The sequence below is a fragment of the Micromonospora sp. NPDC051543 genome (assembly GCF_044454415.1).
GTDB lineage: Bacteria > Actinomycetota > Actinomycetes > Mycobacteriales > Micromonosporaceae > Micromonospora.
The window spans coordinates 22,876-39,582 of record NZ_JBITDT010000021.1; the positions used below are offsets into that span (position 1 = coordinate 22,876).

The 16,707-nt window shown below is 74.0% G+C and carries 18 protein-coding genes; 11 read left to right on the forward strand and 7 right to left on the reverse strand.

Annotated features, from left to right (window positions below; all coding sequences use genetic code 11):
* Positions 1–24: 24 nt before the first annotated feature.
* The gene (locus ACIA3K_RS28395) at positions 25–957 is read right to left on the reverse strand and encodes an MmpS family transport accessory protein (RefSeq protein WP_396804668.1); all 933 of its coding nucleotides are present in this window, start codon (positions 955–957) and stop codon (positions 25–27) included.
* A 239-nt stretch (positions 958–1,196) separates the two neighbouring features.
* Between ACIA3K_RS28395 and glmS the strand changes: the two genes are divergently transcribed.
* On the forward strand, positions 1,197–3,110 hold the full coding sequence (gene glmS / locus ACIA3K_RS28400; protein ID WP_396804669.1) for a glutamine--fructose-6-phosphate transaminase (isomerizing): 1,914 nt from the start codon (positions 1,197–1,199) through the stop codon (positions 3,108–3,110).
* 105 nt (positions 3,111–3,215) lie between these two features.
* Here the strand turns inward: glmS and ACIA3K_RS28405 are convergent, their stop codons facing one another.
* Positions 3,216–4,799 (reverse strand): alpha/beta hydrolase, encoded by a 1,584-nt coding sequence (locus ACIA3K_RS28405; RefSeq protein ID WP_396804670.1) that lies wholly within the window; start codon positions 4,797–4,799, stop codon positions 3,216–3,218.
* On the reverse strand, positions 4,796–5,092 hold the full coding sequence (locus ACIA3K_RS28410) for a hypothetical protein (RefSeq protein WP_396804671.1): 297 nt from the start codon (positions 5,090–5,092) through the stop codon (positions 4,796–4,798). Before ACIA3K_RS28410 ends, ACIA3K_RS28405 begins: the two co-directional genes overlap by 4 nt.
* Before the next feature lie 174 nt (positions 5,093–5,266).
* On the opposite strand from ACIA3K_RS28410, the gene ACIA3K_RS28415 reads away from it, so the two are divergent.
* The 6 genes from ACIA3K_RS28415 to ung all read left to right on the forward strand — a co-directional run bounded on the left by ACIA3K_RS28415 (position 5,267) and on the right by ung (position 10,708).
* On the forward strand, positions 5,267–5,635 hold the full coding sequence (locus tag ACIA3K_RS28415; RefSeq protein WP_396804672.1) for a holo-ACP synthase: 369 nt from the start codon (positions 5,267–5,269) through the stop codon (positions 5,633–5,635).
* Between the two features lie 55 nt (positions 5,636–5,690).
* Positions 5,691–7,160: an NAD(P)H-hydrate dehydratase gene (locus ACIA3K_RS28420; protein WP_396804673.1), complete on the forward strand. Its 1,470-nt coding sequence runs from the start codon at positions 5,691–5,693 to the stop codon at positions 7,158–7,160.
* A gap of 79 nt (positions 7,161–7,239) precedes the next feature.
* Positions 7,240–8,358 carry an alanine racemase gene (gene alr, locus ACIA3K_RS28425; protein ID WP_396804674.1) on the forward strand — a complete coding sequence of 373 codons (1,119 nt, stop codon included), beginning with the start codon at positions 7,240–7,242 and terminating at the stop codon, positions 8,356–8,358.
* Complete coding sequence (locus ACIA3K_RS28430) at positions 8,358–9,461, forward strand: alpha/beta fold hydrolase (protein WP_396804675.1); 1,104 nt, start codon at positions 8,358–8,360, stop codon at positions 9,459–9,461. Before alr ends, ACIA3K_RS28430 begins: the two co-directional genes overlap by 1 nt.
* Positions 9,458–9,940, forward strand: a complete 483-nt coding sequence (gene tsaE, locus ACIA3K_RS28435) for a tRNA (adenosine(37)-N6)-threonylcarbamoyltransferase complex ATPase subunit type 1 TsaE (protein ID WP_396804676.1) — start codon at positions 9,458–9,460, stop codon at positions 9,938–9,940. The genes ACIA3K_RS28430 and tsaE overlap by 4 nt, the downstream gene beginning before the upstream one ends.
* A 66-nt stretch (positions 9,941–10,006) precedes the next feature.
* A complete protein-coding gene (gene ung, locus ACIA3K_RS28440; protein WP_396804677.1) occupies positions 10,007–10,708 on the forward strand; it encodes a uracil-DNA glycosylase in 702 nt (233 codons plus the stop codon).
* A 34-nt stretch (positions 10,709–10,742) separates the two neighbouring features.
* Here the strand turns inward: ung and ACIA3K_RS28445 are convergent, their stop codons facing one another.
* Positions 10,743–11,447 carry a helix-turn-helix domain-containing protein gene (locus tag ACIA3K_RS28445; RefSeq protein WP_396804678.1) on the reverse strand — a complete coding sequence of 235 codons (705 nt, stop codon included), beginning with the start codon at positions 11,445–11,447 and terminating at the stop codon, positions 10,743–10,745.
* 338 nt (positions 11,448–11,785) lie between these two features.
* Between ACIA3K_RS28445 and tsaB the strand changes: the two genes are divergently transcribed.
* From tsaB to ACIA3K_RS28465, 4 genes are read left to right on the forward strand one after another with little or no spacing between them, the layout of a single operon-like run.
* Positions 11,786–12,463 (forward strand): tRNA (adenosine(37)-N6)-threonylcarbamoyltransferase complex dimerization subunit type 1 TsaB, encoded by a 678-nt coding sequence (gene tsaB, locus ACIA3K_RS28450; RefSeq protein WP_396804679.1) that lies wholly within the window; start codon positions 11,786–11,788, stop codon positions 12,461–12,463.
* Complete coding sequence (gene rimI / locus ACIA3K_RS28455; RefSeq protein ID WP_396804680.1) at positions 12,460–12,942, forward strand: ribosomal protein S18-alanine N-acetyltransferase; 483 nt, start codon at positions 12,460–12,462, stop codon at positions 12,940–12,942. Before tsaB ends, rimI begins: the two co-directional genes overlap by 4 nt.
* Complete coding sequence (tsaD, locus tag ACIA3K_RS28460) at positions 12,935–13,981, forward strand: tRNA (adenosine(37)-N6)-threonylcarbamoyltransferase complex transferase subunit TsaD (RefSeq protein WP_396804681.1); 1,047 nt, start codon at positions 12,935–12,937, stop codon at positions 13,979–13,981. The genes rimI and tsaD overlap by 8 nt, the downstream gene beginning before the upstream one ends.
* A 14-nt stretch (positions 13,982–13,995) precedes the next feature.
* Positions 13,996–14,250, forward strand: coding sequence for a hypothetical protein (locus ACIA3K_RS28465; RefSeq protein ID WP_053660576.1), 255 nt, complete (start codon positions 13,996–13,998; stop codon positions 14,248–14,250).
* Positions 14,251–14,273: 23 nt separating this feature from the next.
* Here the strand turns inward: ACIA3K_RS28465 and ACIA3K_RS28470 are convergent, their stop codons facing one another.
* From ACIA3K_RS28470 to ACIA3K_RS28480, 3 genes are all read right to left on the reverse strand, one after another.
* Positions 14,274–15,014, reverse strand: coding sequence for a DUF4142 domain-containing protein (locus tag ACIA3K_RS28470; protein ID WP_396804682.1), 741 nt, complete (start codon positions 15,012–15,014; stop codon positions 14,274–14,276).
* A gap of 167 nt (positions 15,015–15,181) precedes the next feature.
* On the reverse strand, positions 15,182–15,487 hold the full coding sequence (locus ACIA3K_RS28475; RefSeq protein WP_396804683.1) for a DUF1707 domain-containing protein: 306 nt from the start codon (positions 15,485–15,487) through the stop codon (positions 15,182–15,184).
* 19 nt (positions 15,488–15,506) lie between these two features.
* Positions 15,507–16,688 (reverse strand): ROK family protein, encoded by a 1,182-nt coding sequence (locus ACIA3K_RS28480; RefSeq protein WP_396804684.1) that lies wholly within the window; start codon positions 16,686–16,688, stop codon positions 15,507–15,509.
* Positions 16,689–16,707: the final 19 nt, after the last annotated feature.

The following is a 16,707-nucleotide window of genomic DNA, read 5'->3' on the forward strand; positions in this document are numbered from 1 at the left end:
TCACCCGCCGACCCGACTCCAGCCTCACTCGGGCTCGCAACTGGTGGCCCAGGTCCCCTGGGTCTTGTTCGTCACGGGTTTTCCGGCGCCGGTGACCGTGACGGTGCAGCCGATCGGCCTTTCCTCGTAGTCGGACCACCTGGCCTCCACCATGACCCGACTCTGGCCGTTGGTGCGGATGGTCATACGCCAGGGCAGCTTCGCGCCGTCGGCGTGGATGAGATCGCTCTCGGCGTCGAAGTACGCGATGTCCGCCCTGCCCACTCCGGTGACCTCGTAGACCACCGTCACGGGGGCCGGACCCGACGTCGGACGCGTGATCGGCTTCTTGGTGGGCCCCGCCGTGGGGGTGTCGGGCACGGTGGGCGGCTCGGGCGCGATGCTCGGCGGCCAGGTGTCGTCGCCGAAGGGGTCGCTGTCGTACGGGTCCTCGGCGACCGTGTCCGGGGCAAGCCGGCCGAGCAGTGACCCGGACACGCAGAAGCATCCGCACCCGAGGAGGGCGAGCGCCGCGACGACCGCGACGACGATCCCGACCACCCGACCGGCGCTGGCGGCCGGGCGGGCGGGCGGCGGATAGCCGGGATAAAGGTACGGCGGCGGATAGCCGGGCGGTGGGTAGCCGGGTGCCGGGTAAGCCGGTGGGTAGCCGGCCGACGGCTGTCCTGGTGGTGGTTGAGGTGGCGGCCAGGGGCCCGTGCCGGCGGGGTCCGGCGTAACCGGTACGCCGCCGGTGGGATCGGGCGTCCACGACGTGGACGGGGGCGGCGGGGTCCAGGCCGGTGGGGGTGCCCAGGGCTGGCCCGGCGCCAACGGATCCGGCGTCGGGAAGGCGTCCGGCGCGGACCAACCGGACGGAGGGTTCGTCGGCGGCGGCGCAGCCGTCGGGTCCGGCGGCGGGGCGGCGGGGTCCGGAGGTGGCGTCGGGGACGACTCGGGGGGCGGCGCGTCGGACATGGCTGCTCCGGGCGGGAGTGGGTAAGGGGTCGAGGAGTCAGCGGAGCGTGCGCCGAACCCGCCGGAAGACTGTCGTACGCCCCGGCCGTCTCGCAACCCCGTCCGGTCCCGCGCACGCCGGCCCGGCTCGTGACGTCCGTCCCATTGCGGCCCGTCAGCGGCCGATCGCTCAAATTCGGTGCTTGTTTAGCCGGCTTTCGAGCACCCATGATGAGCGAAACTGGGTTAGGCTGCGGGCCATGTGTGGAATCGTGGGATACGCCGGCGCGCGCCCGGCGCTGAGCATCGTGCTCGACGGGCTGCGGCGGCTGGAATATCGGGGCTACGACTCGGCGGGCGTCGCCATCGTCTGCGACGACCAGCTCCTGACCGAGAAGAAGGCCGGCAAGCTCGCCAACCTCGAAAAGGTGCTCTCCGAGCGTGCCGCCGACGACCCGACCTCCTGCGCGGCCAGTCCGATCGGCATCGGTGACGGCACCACCGGCATCGGGCACACCCGGTGGGCCACCCACGGCGGGCCGACCGACCGCAACGCCCACCCGCACTTCGCGCCCGACGGCCGCGTCGCGGTGATCCACAACGGCATCATCGAGAACTTCGCCCGGCTCCGCGCCGAACTGGAGGCCGACGGCGTCCAGTTCACCAGCGACACCGACACCGAGTGCGCCGCGCACCTGCTCTCCGCCGCGCTTGCCGACCTGCGCGCCGCCGGCCAGCCGGACGGCCCGCAGCTGCTCGCCGCCGGCATGCGTGTCGTGTGCCAGCGGCTGGAGGGCGCGTTCACCCTGCTCGCGGTCGACGCCTCCGTGCCCGGTGCCGTCGTCGGCGCCCGGCGCAACTCGCCGCTGGTCGTCGGGCGGGGCGACGGTGAGAACTACCTGGCCAGCGACGTGGCCGCGTTCATCGAGCACACCCGCGAGGCGGTGGAGCTGGGTCAGGACCAGATCGTTCTGATCACCGGCGACAGCATCGAGATCACCGACTTCGACGGTCAGCCCGCCAGCGGCAAGGACTTCCACATCGACTGGGACTCGTCCGCCGCCGAGAAGGGCGGTTACGACTGGTTCATGCTCAAGGAGATCGAGGAGCAGCCGCAGGCCATCGCCGACACCCTGCTCGGCCGACTCACCGAGAGCGGCGAGATCGCCCTGGACGAGGTCCGCCTCAGCGACCAGGATCTGCGCGACGTCGACAAGATCTTCATCGTGGCCTGCGGCACCGCGTACCACGCCGGCCTGGTCGCCAAGTACGCCATCGAGCACTGGACCCGGATCCCGTGCGAGGTGGAGCTGGCCAGCGAGTTCCGCTACCGCGACCCGGTGCTCGACCGGTCCACGCTCATCGTGGTGATCTCGCAGTCCGGCGAGACGATGGACACCCTGATGGCCCTGCGGCACGCCAAGGAGCAGAAGGCCCGGGTGCTCGCCATCTGCAACACCAACGGCTCGACCATCCCCCGCGAGTCCGACGCCGTGCTCTACACCCACGGTGGGCCGGAGATCGCCGTCGCCTCCACCAAGGCGTTCCTCACCCAGGTCGTCGCCTGTTACCTGATCGGCCTGCACCTGGCCCAGGTACGCGGCATCAAGTTCGCCGACGAGGTCGGCGCGGTCGTCGCCCAGCTCCAGGAGATGCCCGGCAAGCTGCGCGAGCTGCTGGACCGCATCGAGCCGGTCCGCGAGCTGGCCCGCGAGCTGAAGTCCGAGCCGACGGTGCTGTTCATCGGCCGGCACGTCGGCTACCCGGTGGCCCTCGAAGGCGCGCTCAAGCTCAAGGAGCTGGCGTACATGCACGCCGAGGGCTTCGCGGCCGGCGAGCTGAAGCACGGCCCCATCGCCCTGATCGACAAGGGCACCCCGGTGATCTGCGTGGTGCCCTCCCCGGTGGGGCGCGGCATGCTGCACGACAAGGTCGTCTCCAACATCCAGGAGGTCCGGGCACGTGGCGCGCGGATCATCGTGATCGCGGAGGAGGGCGACGAGGCCGTCGTCCGGTACGCCGACCACCTGATCTACGTGCCCCGTACGCCCACCCTGCTCGCCCCGCTCGTCACCACCGTGCCGCTGCAGGTGTTCGCCGCCGAGATCGCCGCGGCGCGGGGGCACGACGTGGACCAGCCCCGCAACCTGGCCAAGTCGGTCACCGTCGAGTAGTCGCCAGCCACGCCCCGGAGCCCCGGCCGCGCCGCACCCGCGGTGGCCGGGGCTCCGTCGTCGTCCGCCCGGGCAGCAGGGCTGGGCCTCCCGTGGCCGGCCCCGCTACCGGCCCAGTACGACGCGGGCCATCCCGTCCAGCGCCGGGTTGTCCGGCTCCCAGTAGCCGGCGTGCCCACCGCGGCCGCTGCGGAACACCCGACCGCCGAACCCGCCGTCCGCCGGGTCGTGACCGAACCACAGCTCGTGGCCGGTGCGATCCGGCCAACCCAGCACCGCGGCGAGCGGAGCGGCGCCCAGCAGTGCCGGCCGGGCCAGCTCGTCCACCGGCCGGGCCAGACGGATCACGTCGTCGGGTGCCCTGCTCGCCCACACCTGCCCGGCCGGGACGCCCAGTTCGTCGGCGTGCGCCACGCCTACCCCGGGCGAACCGACGAAGATCAGCGCGTCGGCCGCCAGCCCGTGCTCCCGGGCGGTCACCCCCACCACCAGCGACCCATAGCTGTGCCCGAGCACCGTCTGCCGGGCCGGCGACCCCTCGTGCGTGGCGCGCAGCCCCTCCTGGAAACGGTGCAGCGCCGGCCCGGCGTCCCGGGCCTGGCCGGCGGACGCCGCCTCGGTCAGGAAGTCCGGAGCGTCGTAGTCCAGCCACAGCACGGCCGCGCTGCGCTCACCCGGCGCGAGCGCCGCGCAGCGCTCCAGCACCCGGGCGGCCCGACCCAGCTCGCCCGGGGCGTCGTCCAGCCCGGCGGTCATCCCCGGCACGTACGTCAGCACCCGATCGGCGTGGTCGGGGTCGTCGAGCGCCACCACCACCCGCCCCTCACCGGTCGGGTCCAACCCCAGCAGGTACGCCCGTGGCGCCCCGCCCGCCAGCCGCTCGGTCAGCGCGTCCAGGCCGGCCAACCGCGCGGCCAGCGCGCGCAGTCGCACCGACGCCAGCGGTCCTGGCGGCACCCGGGCCAACAATCGCCGCCGCTCGGCCAGCAGCTCGTCGCGCCGCGCGCCGAGCAGCAGGCGGTTGGCCTGGTCGCGGGCCGCCACCGGTAGCCCGTCCAGGGCGCCGACCAGCGCCGATTCGTGCCCGACCAGCCAGCGCCGCTGGGCCGGCGTCAACCCGGACCACCAGGCGCGTACGACCGGTGGCGACGCCCCGGCGTCCGGCCGGCCGGGCGGTGCCGGGGACGCCCAGCCGGTGCCGGCCGCACGGGCCAGCTCGGCCAACCGGTCGGCGGCGGCCCGATCCGCCGCGTCGGCGCGTCCCATCGCCGCGCGCAGGGCCACCGCCACTCCCGCCGCCGCGATCGCGGCTGCCGACGCCGGTTGCGCCGGACCGGCCCGTACCCCGCCGACCCGGTCCACGGTCAGGCCGGCCGCGTCGGCCCGGGCGACCGCCTCGGCGAGCTGGGCCTTCGCCACGGCGAGCTGCCGGGCCAACTCGGCCAGCGTCTGGTCGGCCTCGATCAGCGCCGGTGCCACCGAGGTCAGCTCGTCGCGGAGGCCGGTGAGCCGGGCGTCGGCTGCCGTGGCCGCCGCACCGGACCAGCCAGTCCGCAGCCGTCCGGCCGTCCCGGCCAGCTCGTCGGCGTGCCGCTGGACCGGGCCGGTCAACCCGGCCCAGGCCGATCCGGCCGCCCGCCAGCCAGCCGGATCGGCGGCCCAGAGCTGCCGGTAGCCGACCCCGCTCACCGGGGCACGGTGACGAACCGGCCGGCGGCGCGGTCGTCCACCGTCTCGTACGCCGCGGCTGCCCCACGGATGCCATCGGCGGTCACCGCCACGGCCGTACCGAGCCGGCAGAACCAGCCGTGCCCGGCTGCCTCCAGCCCCGCCAGCGCCGTGGCTGTCCGCCAGCCCGGGGCCGGCACCAGCAGCCCCGGCACCCGCGCCAGACCCCACGCCAACCGGTACGCCTCGTCGTCGAGCACGCCGGCCTCCGCGCGCAGCTCCTGCGGCCGGACGGCGAACGGCTCCTCGGTCATGACCCCACCCCCGTGTCGGATCGGCATCGACACGCTGAACGCTAGGCAGAGCCGGGCCACGGCGAGGTGCCCTGTGGACGCCGGGCTGCGGTCGCACCCCGGTCTGTCCACAGGCGTTGCCCACCGCGGGCCCGACGGCTAATCTGCCGCCCCCGCCGCCGGTAGGGTGGTCTGGTGATCGTCGCTGTCGGCCTCGACGTCGTCCTGGTGGACCGGTTCACCCGGTCCCTGGCGCGGACGCCGCTGCTCGCCGATCGGCTCTTCACCGGGCCGGAGCGGGTCACCCGTTCCGGCGGTCCCCGCTCGCCGGAGTCGTTGGCCGCCCGCTTCGCCGCGAAGGAGGCCGTCGCCAAGGCCCTCGGCGCTCCCGCCGGCCTGCGGTGGCACGACTGCGAGATCGTGCCCGACACGGCCGGCCGGCCGTGGCTGAGCGTCTCGGGAACCGTCGCGGCGGTGGCCGCCGAGCGTGGGATCAACCACTGGCATCTGTCGCTCTCGCACGACGGTGGGATCGCCTCGGCGATGGTGGTCGCGGAACGGTGACGTCGGCCGGGTGGGCCGCGCCGGCCAGCCCGCGGAACGGATGGGACAGGGTGACATGAGACCGGTGTGGCGGGTGGCCGACGTACGGGCCGCCGAGGCGGGGCTGATGGGCACGTTGCCGGAGGGCACGCTGATGCAGCGCGCCGCCGCCGGGCTGGCCCGCCGGGCCGCCCTGCTGCTCGCCGAGCGCGGCGGCGTGTACGGCGGCCGGGTGCTGCTGCTCGTGGGCTCGGGCGACAACGGCGGCGACGCGCTCTACGCCGGTGAGCGGCTGGCCCGCCGGGGTGTCGAGGTCTCCGCCCTGCTGCTCACGCCGGGCCGGGCGCACGTCGCCGGGTTGGCCGCGCTGCGGGCCGCCGGTGGCCGGTTGGTCGACCGCCCCGTCGGCCCCGTCGACCTGGTCCTGGACGGCATCGTCGGGATCGGCGGCACGGGTGGGTTGCGGGCGAACGCGGACGAGGTCGTCCAGGGGCTGGGCGACCTGCGTGGGCGCGACAGCCAGCGGGCCACCGTACTGGCCGTGGACGTGCCGAGCGGGGTCGCGGTGGACACCGGGCACGTGCCGCTGTCCGCGTCCGGCCGGCCGACCGCCGTCCGCGCCGACGTGACCGTCGCGTTCGGCGCGCTCAAGCCCGCCCTGGTGGTCGGGCCGGCCGCCGCGTTGGCGGGGCAGGTCGAGCTGGTCGACATCGGGTTGGAGCCCTGGCTGCGGGGCACCCCCGCGCTGAACGTCACCGACTGGTCCGACCTTCAGCGGTGGTGGCCGGAGTTGGGCGCGGCGTCGGAGAAGTACACCCGGGGTGTGGTGGGGGTGGCGACCGGCTCGGCGACGTACCCGGGCGCGGCGGTGCTCTCCGTCGGCGGGGCGCTCGCCGGGCCGACGGGCCTGGTCCGGTACGCCGGTGGGGCCCGCGACGAGGTGCTTCACCAGCACCCCTCGGTGATCGCCACGCCCCGGGTGGCCGATGCCGGCCGTGTGCAGGCGTGGGTGTGCGGGTCGGGGTTGGGTACCGGAGACGAGGCGGCGGCCGAGCTGCGGGCCGTCCTGGCCACACCGGTGCCGGTGGTGCTCGACGCGGACGCGTTGACCCTGCTGGTCGACGGTTCACTCGCCGACCGGCTGCGCGGCCGGGACGCGCCGATCGTCGTCACCCCGCACGACCGGGAGTTCACCCGGCTGTGCGGGGAGGAGCCGGGCGCCGACCGCGTCGGGTCCGCGCTGCGACTGGCCGCCTGGATGAACGCGGTGGTGCTGCTCAAGGGGGACCGCACGGTGATCGGCACGCCGGACGGCCGGGCGTACGTCAACCCGACCGGCACCCCGGCGCTGGCCACCGGCGGCACCGGCGACGTGCTGGCCGGGCTGCTCGGCTCGCTGCTGGCGGCCGGGGTGCCGGCGGACCGGGCGGCGGCCGGGGCCGCGTACCTGCACGGGCTGGCCGGTCGGGAGGCGGCCCGCGGCGGCCCGGTGACCGCGCCCGACGTGGTGACCGCGCTGCGCCCGGTCGTCGCCCGGCTGGGCTGATCGTCCCGTCCGACCCGACCGGTGCGGTGGGCCGAGCGTCGCCGCCCACGGTGATCGGGCTGGAAAGTAGGCTGGGCGCATGTGGCAGGCCGAGGTACGTGTCGATCTTGACGCGATCCGCGAGAACGTGAGCCGGCTCCGCTCCGGCACCACCGCCGAGCTGATGGCGGTGGTGAAGGCCGACGGGTACGGCCACGGCATGCTCCCGGCCGCCCGCGCGGCGCTGGACGCCGGGGCCGACTGGCTCGGCGTCTGCACCCTCGACGAGGCGCTCACGCTGCGCCGCAACGGGATCACCGCGCCCGTGCTGGCGTGGCTGCTCGCGCCCGGACTGCCACTGCACGAGGGCGTGAGCGCCGGGGTGGATCTCGGTGCCGCCAGCCTGCCGCAACTGGACGAGATGATCGAGGCGAGCCGGCGTGCCGAGCGCCCCGCCCGGCTGCACCTGAAGATCGACACCGGGTTGTCGCGGGGTGGCGCCACCGTCGCCGACTGGCCGGCCCTGCTCGACGCCGCCGCGAAGGCCCAGGCCGACGGCCTGGTCGAGGTGGTCGGTGTGTGGAGCCACTTCGTGTACGCCGACATGCCCGGCCACCCGACCACCGACCGGCAGCTCGCCGTCTTCCACGAGGGACTGGCCATGGTCGAGCGCGCCGGGCTGCGCCCCCGGTGGCGGCACCTGGCCAACTCGGCGGCCACCCTGACCCGCCCCGACACGCACTTCGACCTGGTCCGCCCCGGACTGGCCATCTACGGACTGTCCCCGGTGGCGGGCGAGACGTACGGGCTGCGGCCGGCGATGACCGCCCGGGCCCGGGTGATGCTCACCAAGCGGGTGCCCGCCGGGACGGGCGTCTCCTACGGTCACACCTACACCACGGAGTCGGACGCGAACCTGGCCGTGGTGCCGCTCGGGTACGCCGACGGTGTGCCCCGGCACGCCTCCAACACCGGGCCGGTGCAGCTCGCCGGCGCGCGGCGGACGATCGCCGGGCGCGTCTGCATGGACCAGTTCGTGCTCGACTGCGGCGACGACCCGGTGGCCGACGGCGACGTGGCGACCCTGTTCGGCAGCGGCGCCGACGGCGAGCCGACGGCCGACGACTGGGCCGAGGCGGTCGGCACGATCAACTACGAGATCGTCACCCGTTTCGGCAGCACCCGGGTGCCGCGCGTCTACGACGGCGAGCGCCCCTGATGGCGTACCGCATCCCGCGTCCGCGGACCGCGGCCGGCCGCGTGGCCGGCCTGGTCGGCGCCGCGGTCGGGGTGGCGGCGGCCGGCCTGGCCGCCGGCGTCGCGACCGAACGCACCCTGGTTCGCCGGCTCAAGGCCGACCCGGCCGACCGCTACGCCCAGGAGACCTTCGGCGAGCAGCGGTACGACGAGGCGTTCCGGCTCGAGCTGCCGGACGGCACCGACATCCACGTCGAGGTGGTCGAACCGACCCGCCCGGTGCCGGGCCACCCGACGGTGGTGCTGGTGCACGGGTTCTGCCTGGACATGGGCACCTTCCACTTCCAGCGCGAGATGCTCGCCGCGCGTGGCGACTACCGGATCGTGGCGTACGACCAGCCCGGTCACGGTCGCTCCGGCCGGCTGGAGACCGGCGAGTACGACCTGGCCGTGCTCGGCCGGACCCTGCGCCGGGTGATCGACCGGGTCGCCCCGGAAGGGCCACTGGTACTGGTCGGCCACTCGATGGGCGGCATGACCATCATGGCGTTCGCCGAGCTGTTCCCGGAGCTGTTCGGTGACCGGGTGGTGGGCACGGTGCTGATGGCCACGTCGGGCGGTCTCGTCGCGGAGACCAAGTTGGTCGCCCCGGCGCTGCTGGGCCGGGTCGGTGGTCCGGTGCTCTACATGGTCAGCAACGCCACACGGTACGGCGGCCCGGTGATCGACAGGGCCCGCAAGTCGACCTCGAACGTGGCCTGGCTGCTGACCCGCAAGTACGGCTTCGGCACCCGCAAGCCCAGCCCTCGGCTGGTGTCCTATGTGGAGACCATGAACTCCCGGACCTCGGCCGACACGGTGACCCGCTACCTGCGGACCCTCGCCACGCACTCGCGCTTCCCGGCGCTGGCGGCGTTGGCGAACGCGCCGGTGCTGGTGGTCGTCGGCGACAAGGACATGATCACGCCGGTGACCCACTCCGAGGAGATCGTCCGGCGGCTGCCGCAGGCCGAGTACATCAAGATCAAAGACAGTGGTCACGTGGTGATGCTGGAGCACGCCGACGAGGTCAACGCCGCGCTGGAGCGGTTCCTCGAATCACTGGAGAGCATGGAGGACCGGTGAGTTTCGTCGTCAAACTGCCGACCGTCGAGGACACTCGGGAGTTCGGCCGCCGGCTGGCCGGGCTGCTGCGGGCCGGTGACCTGGTGCTGTTGACCGGCCCGCTGGGCGCCGGCAAGACCGCGCTCACCCAGGGCATCGGCGTCGGGCTCAACGTCCTCGGGGACGTGACCTCGCCGACGTTCGTGATCGCCCGGGTCCATCGGCCCGATCCGGCCCGGGGCGGTCGGGTGGCCCTCGTCCACGCCGACGCGTACCGGCTGGGCGCCGCCAGCGACCCGCGCGCCGAGATCGACGACCTGGACCTGGACGCCTCGGTGGACGCGTCGGTGACCGTCGTGGAGTGGGGCGAGGGCCTGGTGGAGCAGTTGGTCGACGCGCACCTGCGGGTCCGTCTCGACCGCCGCGACGACGACACCCGGGTCGTCGAGCTGGATCCGGTCGGTGGTGACTGGGCTCGGCGGTTGGCCGAGCTGGGTTAGGACGCGGCGCTGTCGGACGTGATGCCTAGAGTGCGGGGGACCGACCCGCGCTGGAAGAGGTTCCTGATGCCCGACGATGCCCCCGCCCTGGATCTGCTGGCGCTGCTGCCGGAGCAGTGGCGTGCCGTGCTCACCCCGCACCTCGACCCGGCCCGCACGGCCGCGCTGGCCGAGTTCGTCGCCCGGGAGTACGCGACGCAGACCGTCTTCCCGCCGCTGGAGGACCTCTTCTCGGCGTACCGGCTCTGCCCGCCGGCGGCCACCCGGGTGCTGATCCTCGGGCAGGACCCCTACCACCGGGCCGGGCAGGCGCACGGGCTGAGCTTCAGCGTCCGCGAGGGCGTGTCGGTGCCGCCCTCGCTGCGCAACGTCTTCAAGGAGCTGGGCGAGGACTTGGGCGTGCCCAAGCCGCGCAGCGGCAACCTCGACGGTTGGGCGGCGCAGGGCGTGCTGCTGCTCAACGCGGTGCTGACCGTCCGTCAGGCCACCCCCGGCTCGCACGCGAACGCCGGCTGGGAGGAGTTCACCGACGCCACCATCCGGGCGCTGGACGCCCTGCCGGACCGGGTGGTCTTCCTGCTCTGGGGCGGCTACGCCCGCAAGAAGGCCGGTCTGGTCACCAACTCTCGGCACGTCGTGCTGGAGGCCGGCCACCCGAGCCCGATGAACCCGCGCGGCTTCCTGGGCAGCCGCCCGTTCAGTGCCGCCAACAAGGCCCTCGCCGACGCCGGCCGTACCACCATCGACTGGGAGCGCACCGCCGACTGACCCCGACCCGCGTCGCCCGCGTCGTCCCGGGGATCTAGCTCTGGACGGCGCGGCGCCGGGTCCGGTAGCGGCGCAGCAGGTCGGCGGCCCGCGGCTCGGTCAACTCCAGCTCGACCAGCGGCACCACCCGATAGTCGCGGCCATCGTGGCGTACCTCGATCGTCTCAGGCAGCTCGTCGCACATGGTCGCCCTGATCTCGCCGTACCGGGTCGACCAGCGGTGCTCGCCCGGCTCCTCCGGCTCCAACCACACCCCGCCGAACTCGCCCCACCGGGCGTTCCACCGCTGGCCGTAGTTTGCCTCCAGCCAGCCGGTGAACCGTTTCGAGTCCTGCCAGCGGAGGGCGATCTCGACGGCGTCCACCGGCACGGGCGCGCCCTGCAACAGCGCCGCCGTGCTGCCGGTGAGCACCTGCGGAAAGTCGGTCAGTCGGTCCAGCGTCTCGTTGAGGCCCAGCTCGTCGATGCGTTCGCCGATCGGGCGGGCGGCCAGTTCGTCGATGCGAGCGTCGAGGTGTACGTCCAGCGGCTCGACCCCGACCACCACCTGCACGTCCATCGCGGTGAACAACCGCTCCAGCACCGGGACGCTCGGCGCTCGTTCGCCGCGTTCGATCCGGGCCACGGCCGCCTGACTGACCTCGGCGAGCCCGGCGAGCTGGCGCTGGCTCAGCTCGCGTCGCTGGCGTTGTTGCCGCAGCACGGCGCCGAGGAGGGTGACGAGGCGAGTCGATGGCATCCCGGCATGCTGGCCCAGCATCAGACGTTCGCGGTAGCTCTGCGGCGGATTCACGACTCGCGGTCTTCCGGGCCGCGATCAGCACGGTCTGGGCCACATCGCTGAGCGGCGGCAATGATGCTGATGAGCGTGATGCCTGTGAGTCATCTAGATGACTCACAGGCATCACGCTCATCAGGGTGGTGCCGTCGCCGTCGCCGTCGCGTGGCGTGGCGGTCGGGGAAGACGCGTGGCGACGGGTGGAGCCGCGGCGCTGCTCGTCCGCCGGTGGGCCGGGTGGTGGCCGAGGGGCGGGGCGTCACGGGCGGGCGGTGGCGGGGCCGCTAGGCTGGCTAACCGTGCTCGTACTCGTGGTGGACAGCTCGACCCCCGCGGTGACCGCAGCGTTGGTGGAGATCTCGGCGGACGGCGTCACGTCCCGGGCGCACCGGTGCACGGTCGATGCCCGCGCGCACGGTGAACTGCTCGCGCCTCAGGTCGACGCGGTCCTCGCCGACGCCGGCGCGCGCCCGCGTGACCTGGGCGCGATAGTCGCCGGGCTCGGCCCCGGGCCGTTCACCGGGCTGCGGGTCGGCCTGGTCACCGCCGCCACGATGGGGCAGGTGCTCGGCGTTCCGACGTACGGCGTCTGTTCTTTGGACGCTATCGGCCACCCGGCGGCTGCCGGCGAACCGGTGCTGGCCGCCAGCGACGCCCGCCGCAAGGAGCTGTACTGGGCCGTCTACGACGGGGCCGGCCAGCGGATCGTCGGGCCCGAGGTGTCCTCGCCGGCGGTGGCCGCAGCCCGCGCCCGTGAGCTGGGCGCGACGGTCGCCGTCGGCGACGGAGCACACCGGTACGCCGAGACTCTGGACCTGCCGGTCCGGGTCGAACCGCGCTACCCGGAGGCCACCGTGCTGGCGTTGCTCGCCGCCGAGCGGATCCGGGCCGGCGCTCCCGGCGAGCGACTCACCCCGCTCTACCTGCGCCGTCCCGACGCCGTGGCGGCCACCGGCCGCAAACCGGTCCTCCCGTGACGTCGGTACGGCTGGAACCGTTCCGCTGGTGGCACGTCGAGCAGGCGATGCCGCTCGAGGCGGACCTGTTCGGCGCCGGGCAGTGGTCGCCAGCCATGTTCTGGAACGAGCTGGCCAACGGGCACCACTACCGGGTCGCGACCGACAATGACGGGGCGGTGCTCGGCTACGCCGGGCTCGCCGGCGCCCCACCGGACGAGGTGTGGGTGCAGGTCATCGCCGTCCGGCGGGACGTCCAGCGGCGTGGCGTCGGCCGCGTCCTCCTGGAGGAACTGCTCGCCGAGGCGAACCGTCGGGGCGCCCGCAGCACCCTGCTGGAGGTGGCCGTGGACAACGCCCCCGCCCAGCGCCTCTACGCGACGTACGGGTTCGAGCCGATCGGGGTGCGTCGCGGCTACTACCAACCGAGCAACACCGACGCGCTGGTCATGCGGCGCGACGCCGAGCCGACCGGGGACGGACCACACGACCATGGCTGACGAACCGCTGATCCTGGGCATCGAGACCTCGTGCGACGAGACCGGCGTCGGCATCGTACGCGGGCACACCCTGCTGGCCGACGCGCTCGCGTCCAGCGTCGAGGAGCACGCCCGTTTCGGGGGCGTGGTGCCGGAGGTGGCCAGCCGAGCCCACCTCGAAGCCATCGTGCCGACCATGCAGCGGGCGCTCACCGACGCCGGTGTCACCCTCGCCGACATCGACGCCATCGCGGTCACCTCCGGACCGGGTCTGGCCGGCGCGCTGCTCGTCGGCGTCGCCGCCGCCAAGGGGTACGCCCTTGCCGCCGAGAAGCCGGTGTACGGCGTCAACCACCTCGCCGCGCACGTGGCGGTGGACACCCTGGAACACGGCCCGCTGCCCGAACCGGCCATCGCGCTGCTGGTCTCTGGCGGGCACTCGTCCCTGCTGCTGGTCGACGACCTGGCCCGGGGTGTCACCCCGCTCGGCGCCACCATCGACGACGCGGCCGGTGAGGCGTTCGACAAGGTGGCCCGGCTGCTCGGGTTGCCGTTCCCGGGCGGTCCGCCCATCGACCGCGAGGCCCGGGCGGGTGACGCCGCCTCCATCGCCTTCCCGCGTGGCCTGACCGCCGCGAAGGACCTGGCGGCCCACCGGTACGACTTCTCGTTCTCCGGTCTGAAGACGGCCGTGGCCCGCTGGGTGGAGGCACGGCAACGCGCTGGTGAGCCGGTGCCGGTCGCCGACGTGGCCGCGTCCTTCCAGGAGGCGGTCTGCGACGTGCTGACCAACAAGGCCGTCGCCGCCTGCCGCGCACAGGGGATCGACACGCTGGTGATCGGCGGGGGAGTGGCGGCGAACTCCCGGCTGCGGGCGTTGGCCGAGGAGCGGGCCGAGAAGTACGGCATCCGGGTCCGGGTGCCGAGGCCGAAGCTGTGCACCGACAACGGGGCGATGGTGGCCGCGCTCGGATCGCACCTGGTCGCCGCCGGGGTCGCGCCGAGCCGGCTGGATCTGCCGGCCGACTCGGCGCTGCCGTTGACCACGGTCAGCGTGTGACGGGGACGCCAGAGATGATCGTGCGGATGTGGGAGGCGCGCGCCGAGGCGTACGGCGTCGCCGACCTGATCACCTGGGTGTGCGACACCGCCCTGCCCGAGCTGGAGCATGACCCGCTGCACGTGTCCAGCGAGGTCTTCTCGTCCACCGACCACCGTGTCGTGGTCATCTCGAAGTGGCGCAGCAACCCGCGTCCGCTGCCCGATCCGCCCGCCCTGCTGGTGGCCCGCGCCCCGCACTCCTGGGACTTCACCCAGGTCGACCGCTGACTCCGGGCCACCTCGACCGTCGGTCAGCTACGGCGCAGCATCCGGTAGGTGGCGATCCCGCCGGTACCGAGCGCGGCGAGGAAGACCAGCCAGACGACGGTGCTGCTCACCCCGACCTGCGGCCCCGCGTTCGCACCGGCGGCGGCGAGCAGGCCATCCTTGCCGGGCGCGGGAAGCGCGGCCGGCGGCAGTTCGGGCCACCGGACCAGTCCGGTGGACTCCAGCATCTGCATGTGGTGCTGCACGAAGGCGTTGGCGTCCTCGCAGAGCTTGCGGACGGTGGCGTCGCGGGTGCTGGCCCGTACCGCGCCGATCACCGGGAAGATCTTGCCGTGGGCCACCCGGAGGCGGGTCACGAAGATCTGGTCGAACCGGGCGCCGGAGGCGTTCTGCATCTCCGACAGCCAGCCCTTCTGTTCGGCCGTCGGCTCGGTGGGGATGGACGCGCCGAGCTTGTTGGCGGCGTCGACGACGAGCTGGTCGAGCTTCTGGTGCTCGCCGGCGATGTTCGCGCCGATCTCGCGTACCTTCGGCGACTGTCCCTTCTCGGCGGCCATCTGGCCGGCCGGCATCTCCCACAGCCCGGCCAGGCGCACACCGTTGAGCAGCGTCATGTCGGCGGCGTTGAGTTGCTGCCCGCCAGCGGGGGCGGCGATGGCCACGCCGGGCAGGACACCGACCCCCGCGATGATCGCGATGAGCAACATCGCCGCGCGGTGCATCCGGGTTCCCGGCCGACGACGGGCGGTTCTGAGCGGTGCCATGTCTGCGGTGCCTCCTCGGTCCGGACCAAACGCGTCTGGACCGGGCAGCCGCATCCTGCCGGCCGCCCGTCCGCCCACTGGTACGGACTGATCGTGCGATCAGTTCATCCGCTCGTGCCGTGGAAATGCGGACCCCGTCGAGCGCGCCGTCGGGCGGGCGACTCAAATCAGCGGGTGACGGCCAGGAAGCCACCGAGCAGCAGCAGGGTGAGCGCGGCGACGGCGAAGAGCACCAGCAGCTCCCGGCGGCCGTGCCCGATCCCGCCGTCGCCCGTCGTCGCGGCCGCGGGCTCGGGCAGGGCCGGCAGGTCCCGGGTCAGCGCGGCGAGGTCGCCGAGGGTGCGGGAGGTCCACACCGCGCCGACCCGTTCGGAGAACTCGTCCAGGGTGAGTCGGCCCACCGTGGTGTGCCGGTGCAGCTCGGCGACCACCCGGTGACGGTCGTCGTCGGAGGCGCGCAGCTCGACGTCCACGCCGGACAGCGTACGCGGGTCAGCCCACGTCGAGGGGGTCGGCGAGCAGTCGTTCGAAGGCCAGCTCGGCGGCCCCGATCAGGGGCGCGTCCGCACCGAGTTGCGGTGTACGCAGCCGGACGTGCTCCAGGCACGCGCCGAGTGCGTTGGAGTTGAGCCGGCTGCGGATCTGGGCCGCCGCCGCGAGGTAGAGGTCGCGCATGGTGCCGCCGAAGATGACCATTTCGGGGTTGAAGACGTTGACCAGGTTGGCGACCCCGAAGCCGAGCCAGTCACCCGCCTGGCGTACCGCCGTCTGGGCGCGGGCGTCCCCCCGGTCGGCGGCGTCGAAGACGGCCAGCAGGGCGTCGCGTCCCCGCGCGTCGGAGCGTCCGGCCGCGCGCAGCAGGCCGTGCTCGCCGATCTCGGTCTCCCAGCAACCCCGGGCACCGCACTCGCAGGGCAGACCGTCGCGGACCACCTTCATGTGCCCGACCTCGCCGCCGTACCCGCCGTGTCCGGTGAGCCGACGCCCGCCCGCGATGATCCCGGCGCCGACGCCGACATCGCCGTACAGGTAGATGACGTTGTCGCAGCCGGCCGCGACGCCCCTGGTGTGCTCGGCGAACGCCGCCACGTCGGCCACGTTGCCGACCGTGACCGGCACGTCCAGGCTCATCTCGGCCCCGAGCGCCGCGCCGATCGGCTCGTCCACCCAGCCGGTGGTGGGCCCGAGCCGTACCAGGCCGTCCTCCCGGCGGACCATGCCGCAGACCGCGACGCCGGTGCCGACGCAGATCGCGCCGCCCGGGACCGCCTGCTGCATCTCCTTGACGGCGCCGGCCAGCATCGGCGCGGCCTCCGCAGCCAGCAGACCGCGCGGGCGGTCCAGCTCCCGGCGGTCCAGCACCGCGCCGCCCAGACCGACCCGGGCGGCGCGCAGCCGGTCCACCTCGACGGAGTACGCGTACGCGTACACCCGGGCCGACTCGGGCCGGACGACAATGGACGGTCGTCCGGCCCGGCCGGTCTCCTTCGGGGTTCCCTCACTGACCAGCCCGACGCCGGCCAGGTCGGCGGTGAGTGCGCCGATGGTGCTCCGGTTCAACCCCAGCGCGGTGGTGAGCTCGGCACGGGTGGTCGACCCGTGGACGTGCACGTACCGCAGCAGGGCCCCGAGGTTCTGCCGGCGAACCTCCTCCTGGCTGGGTGCCGGGCGCATGCTGGTGCTACCTCCCGCG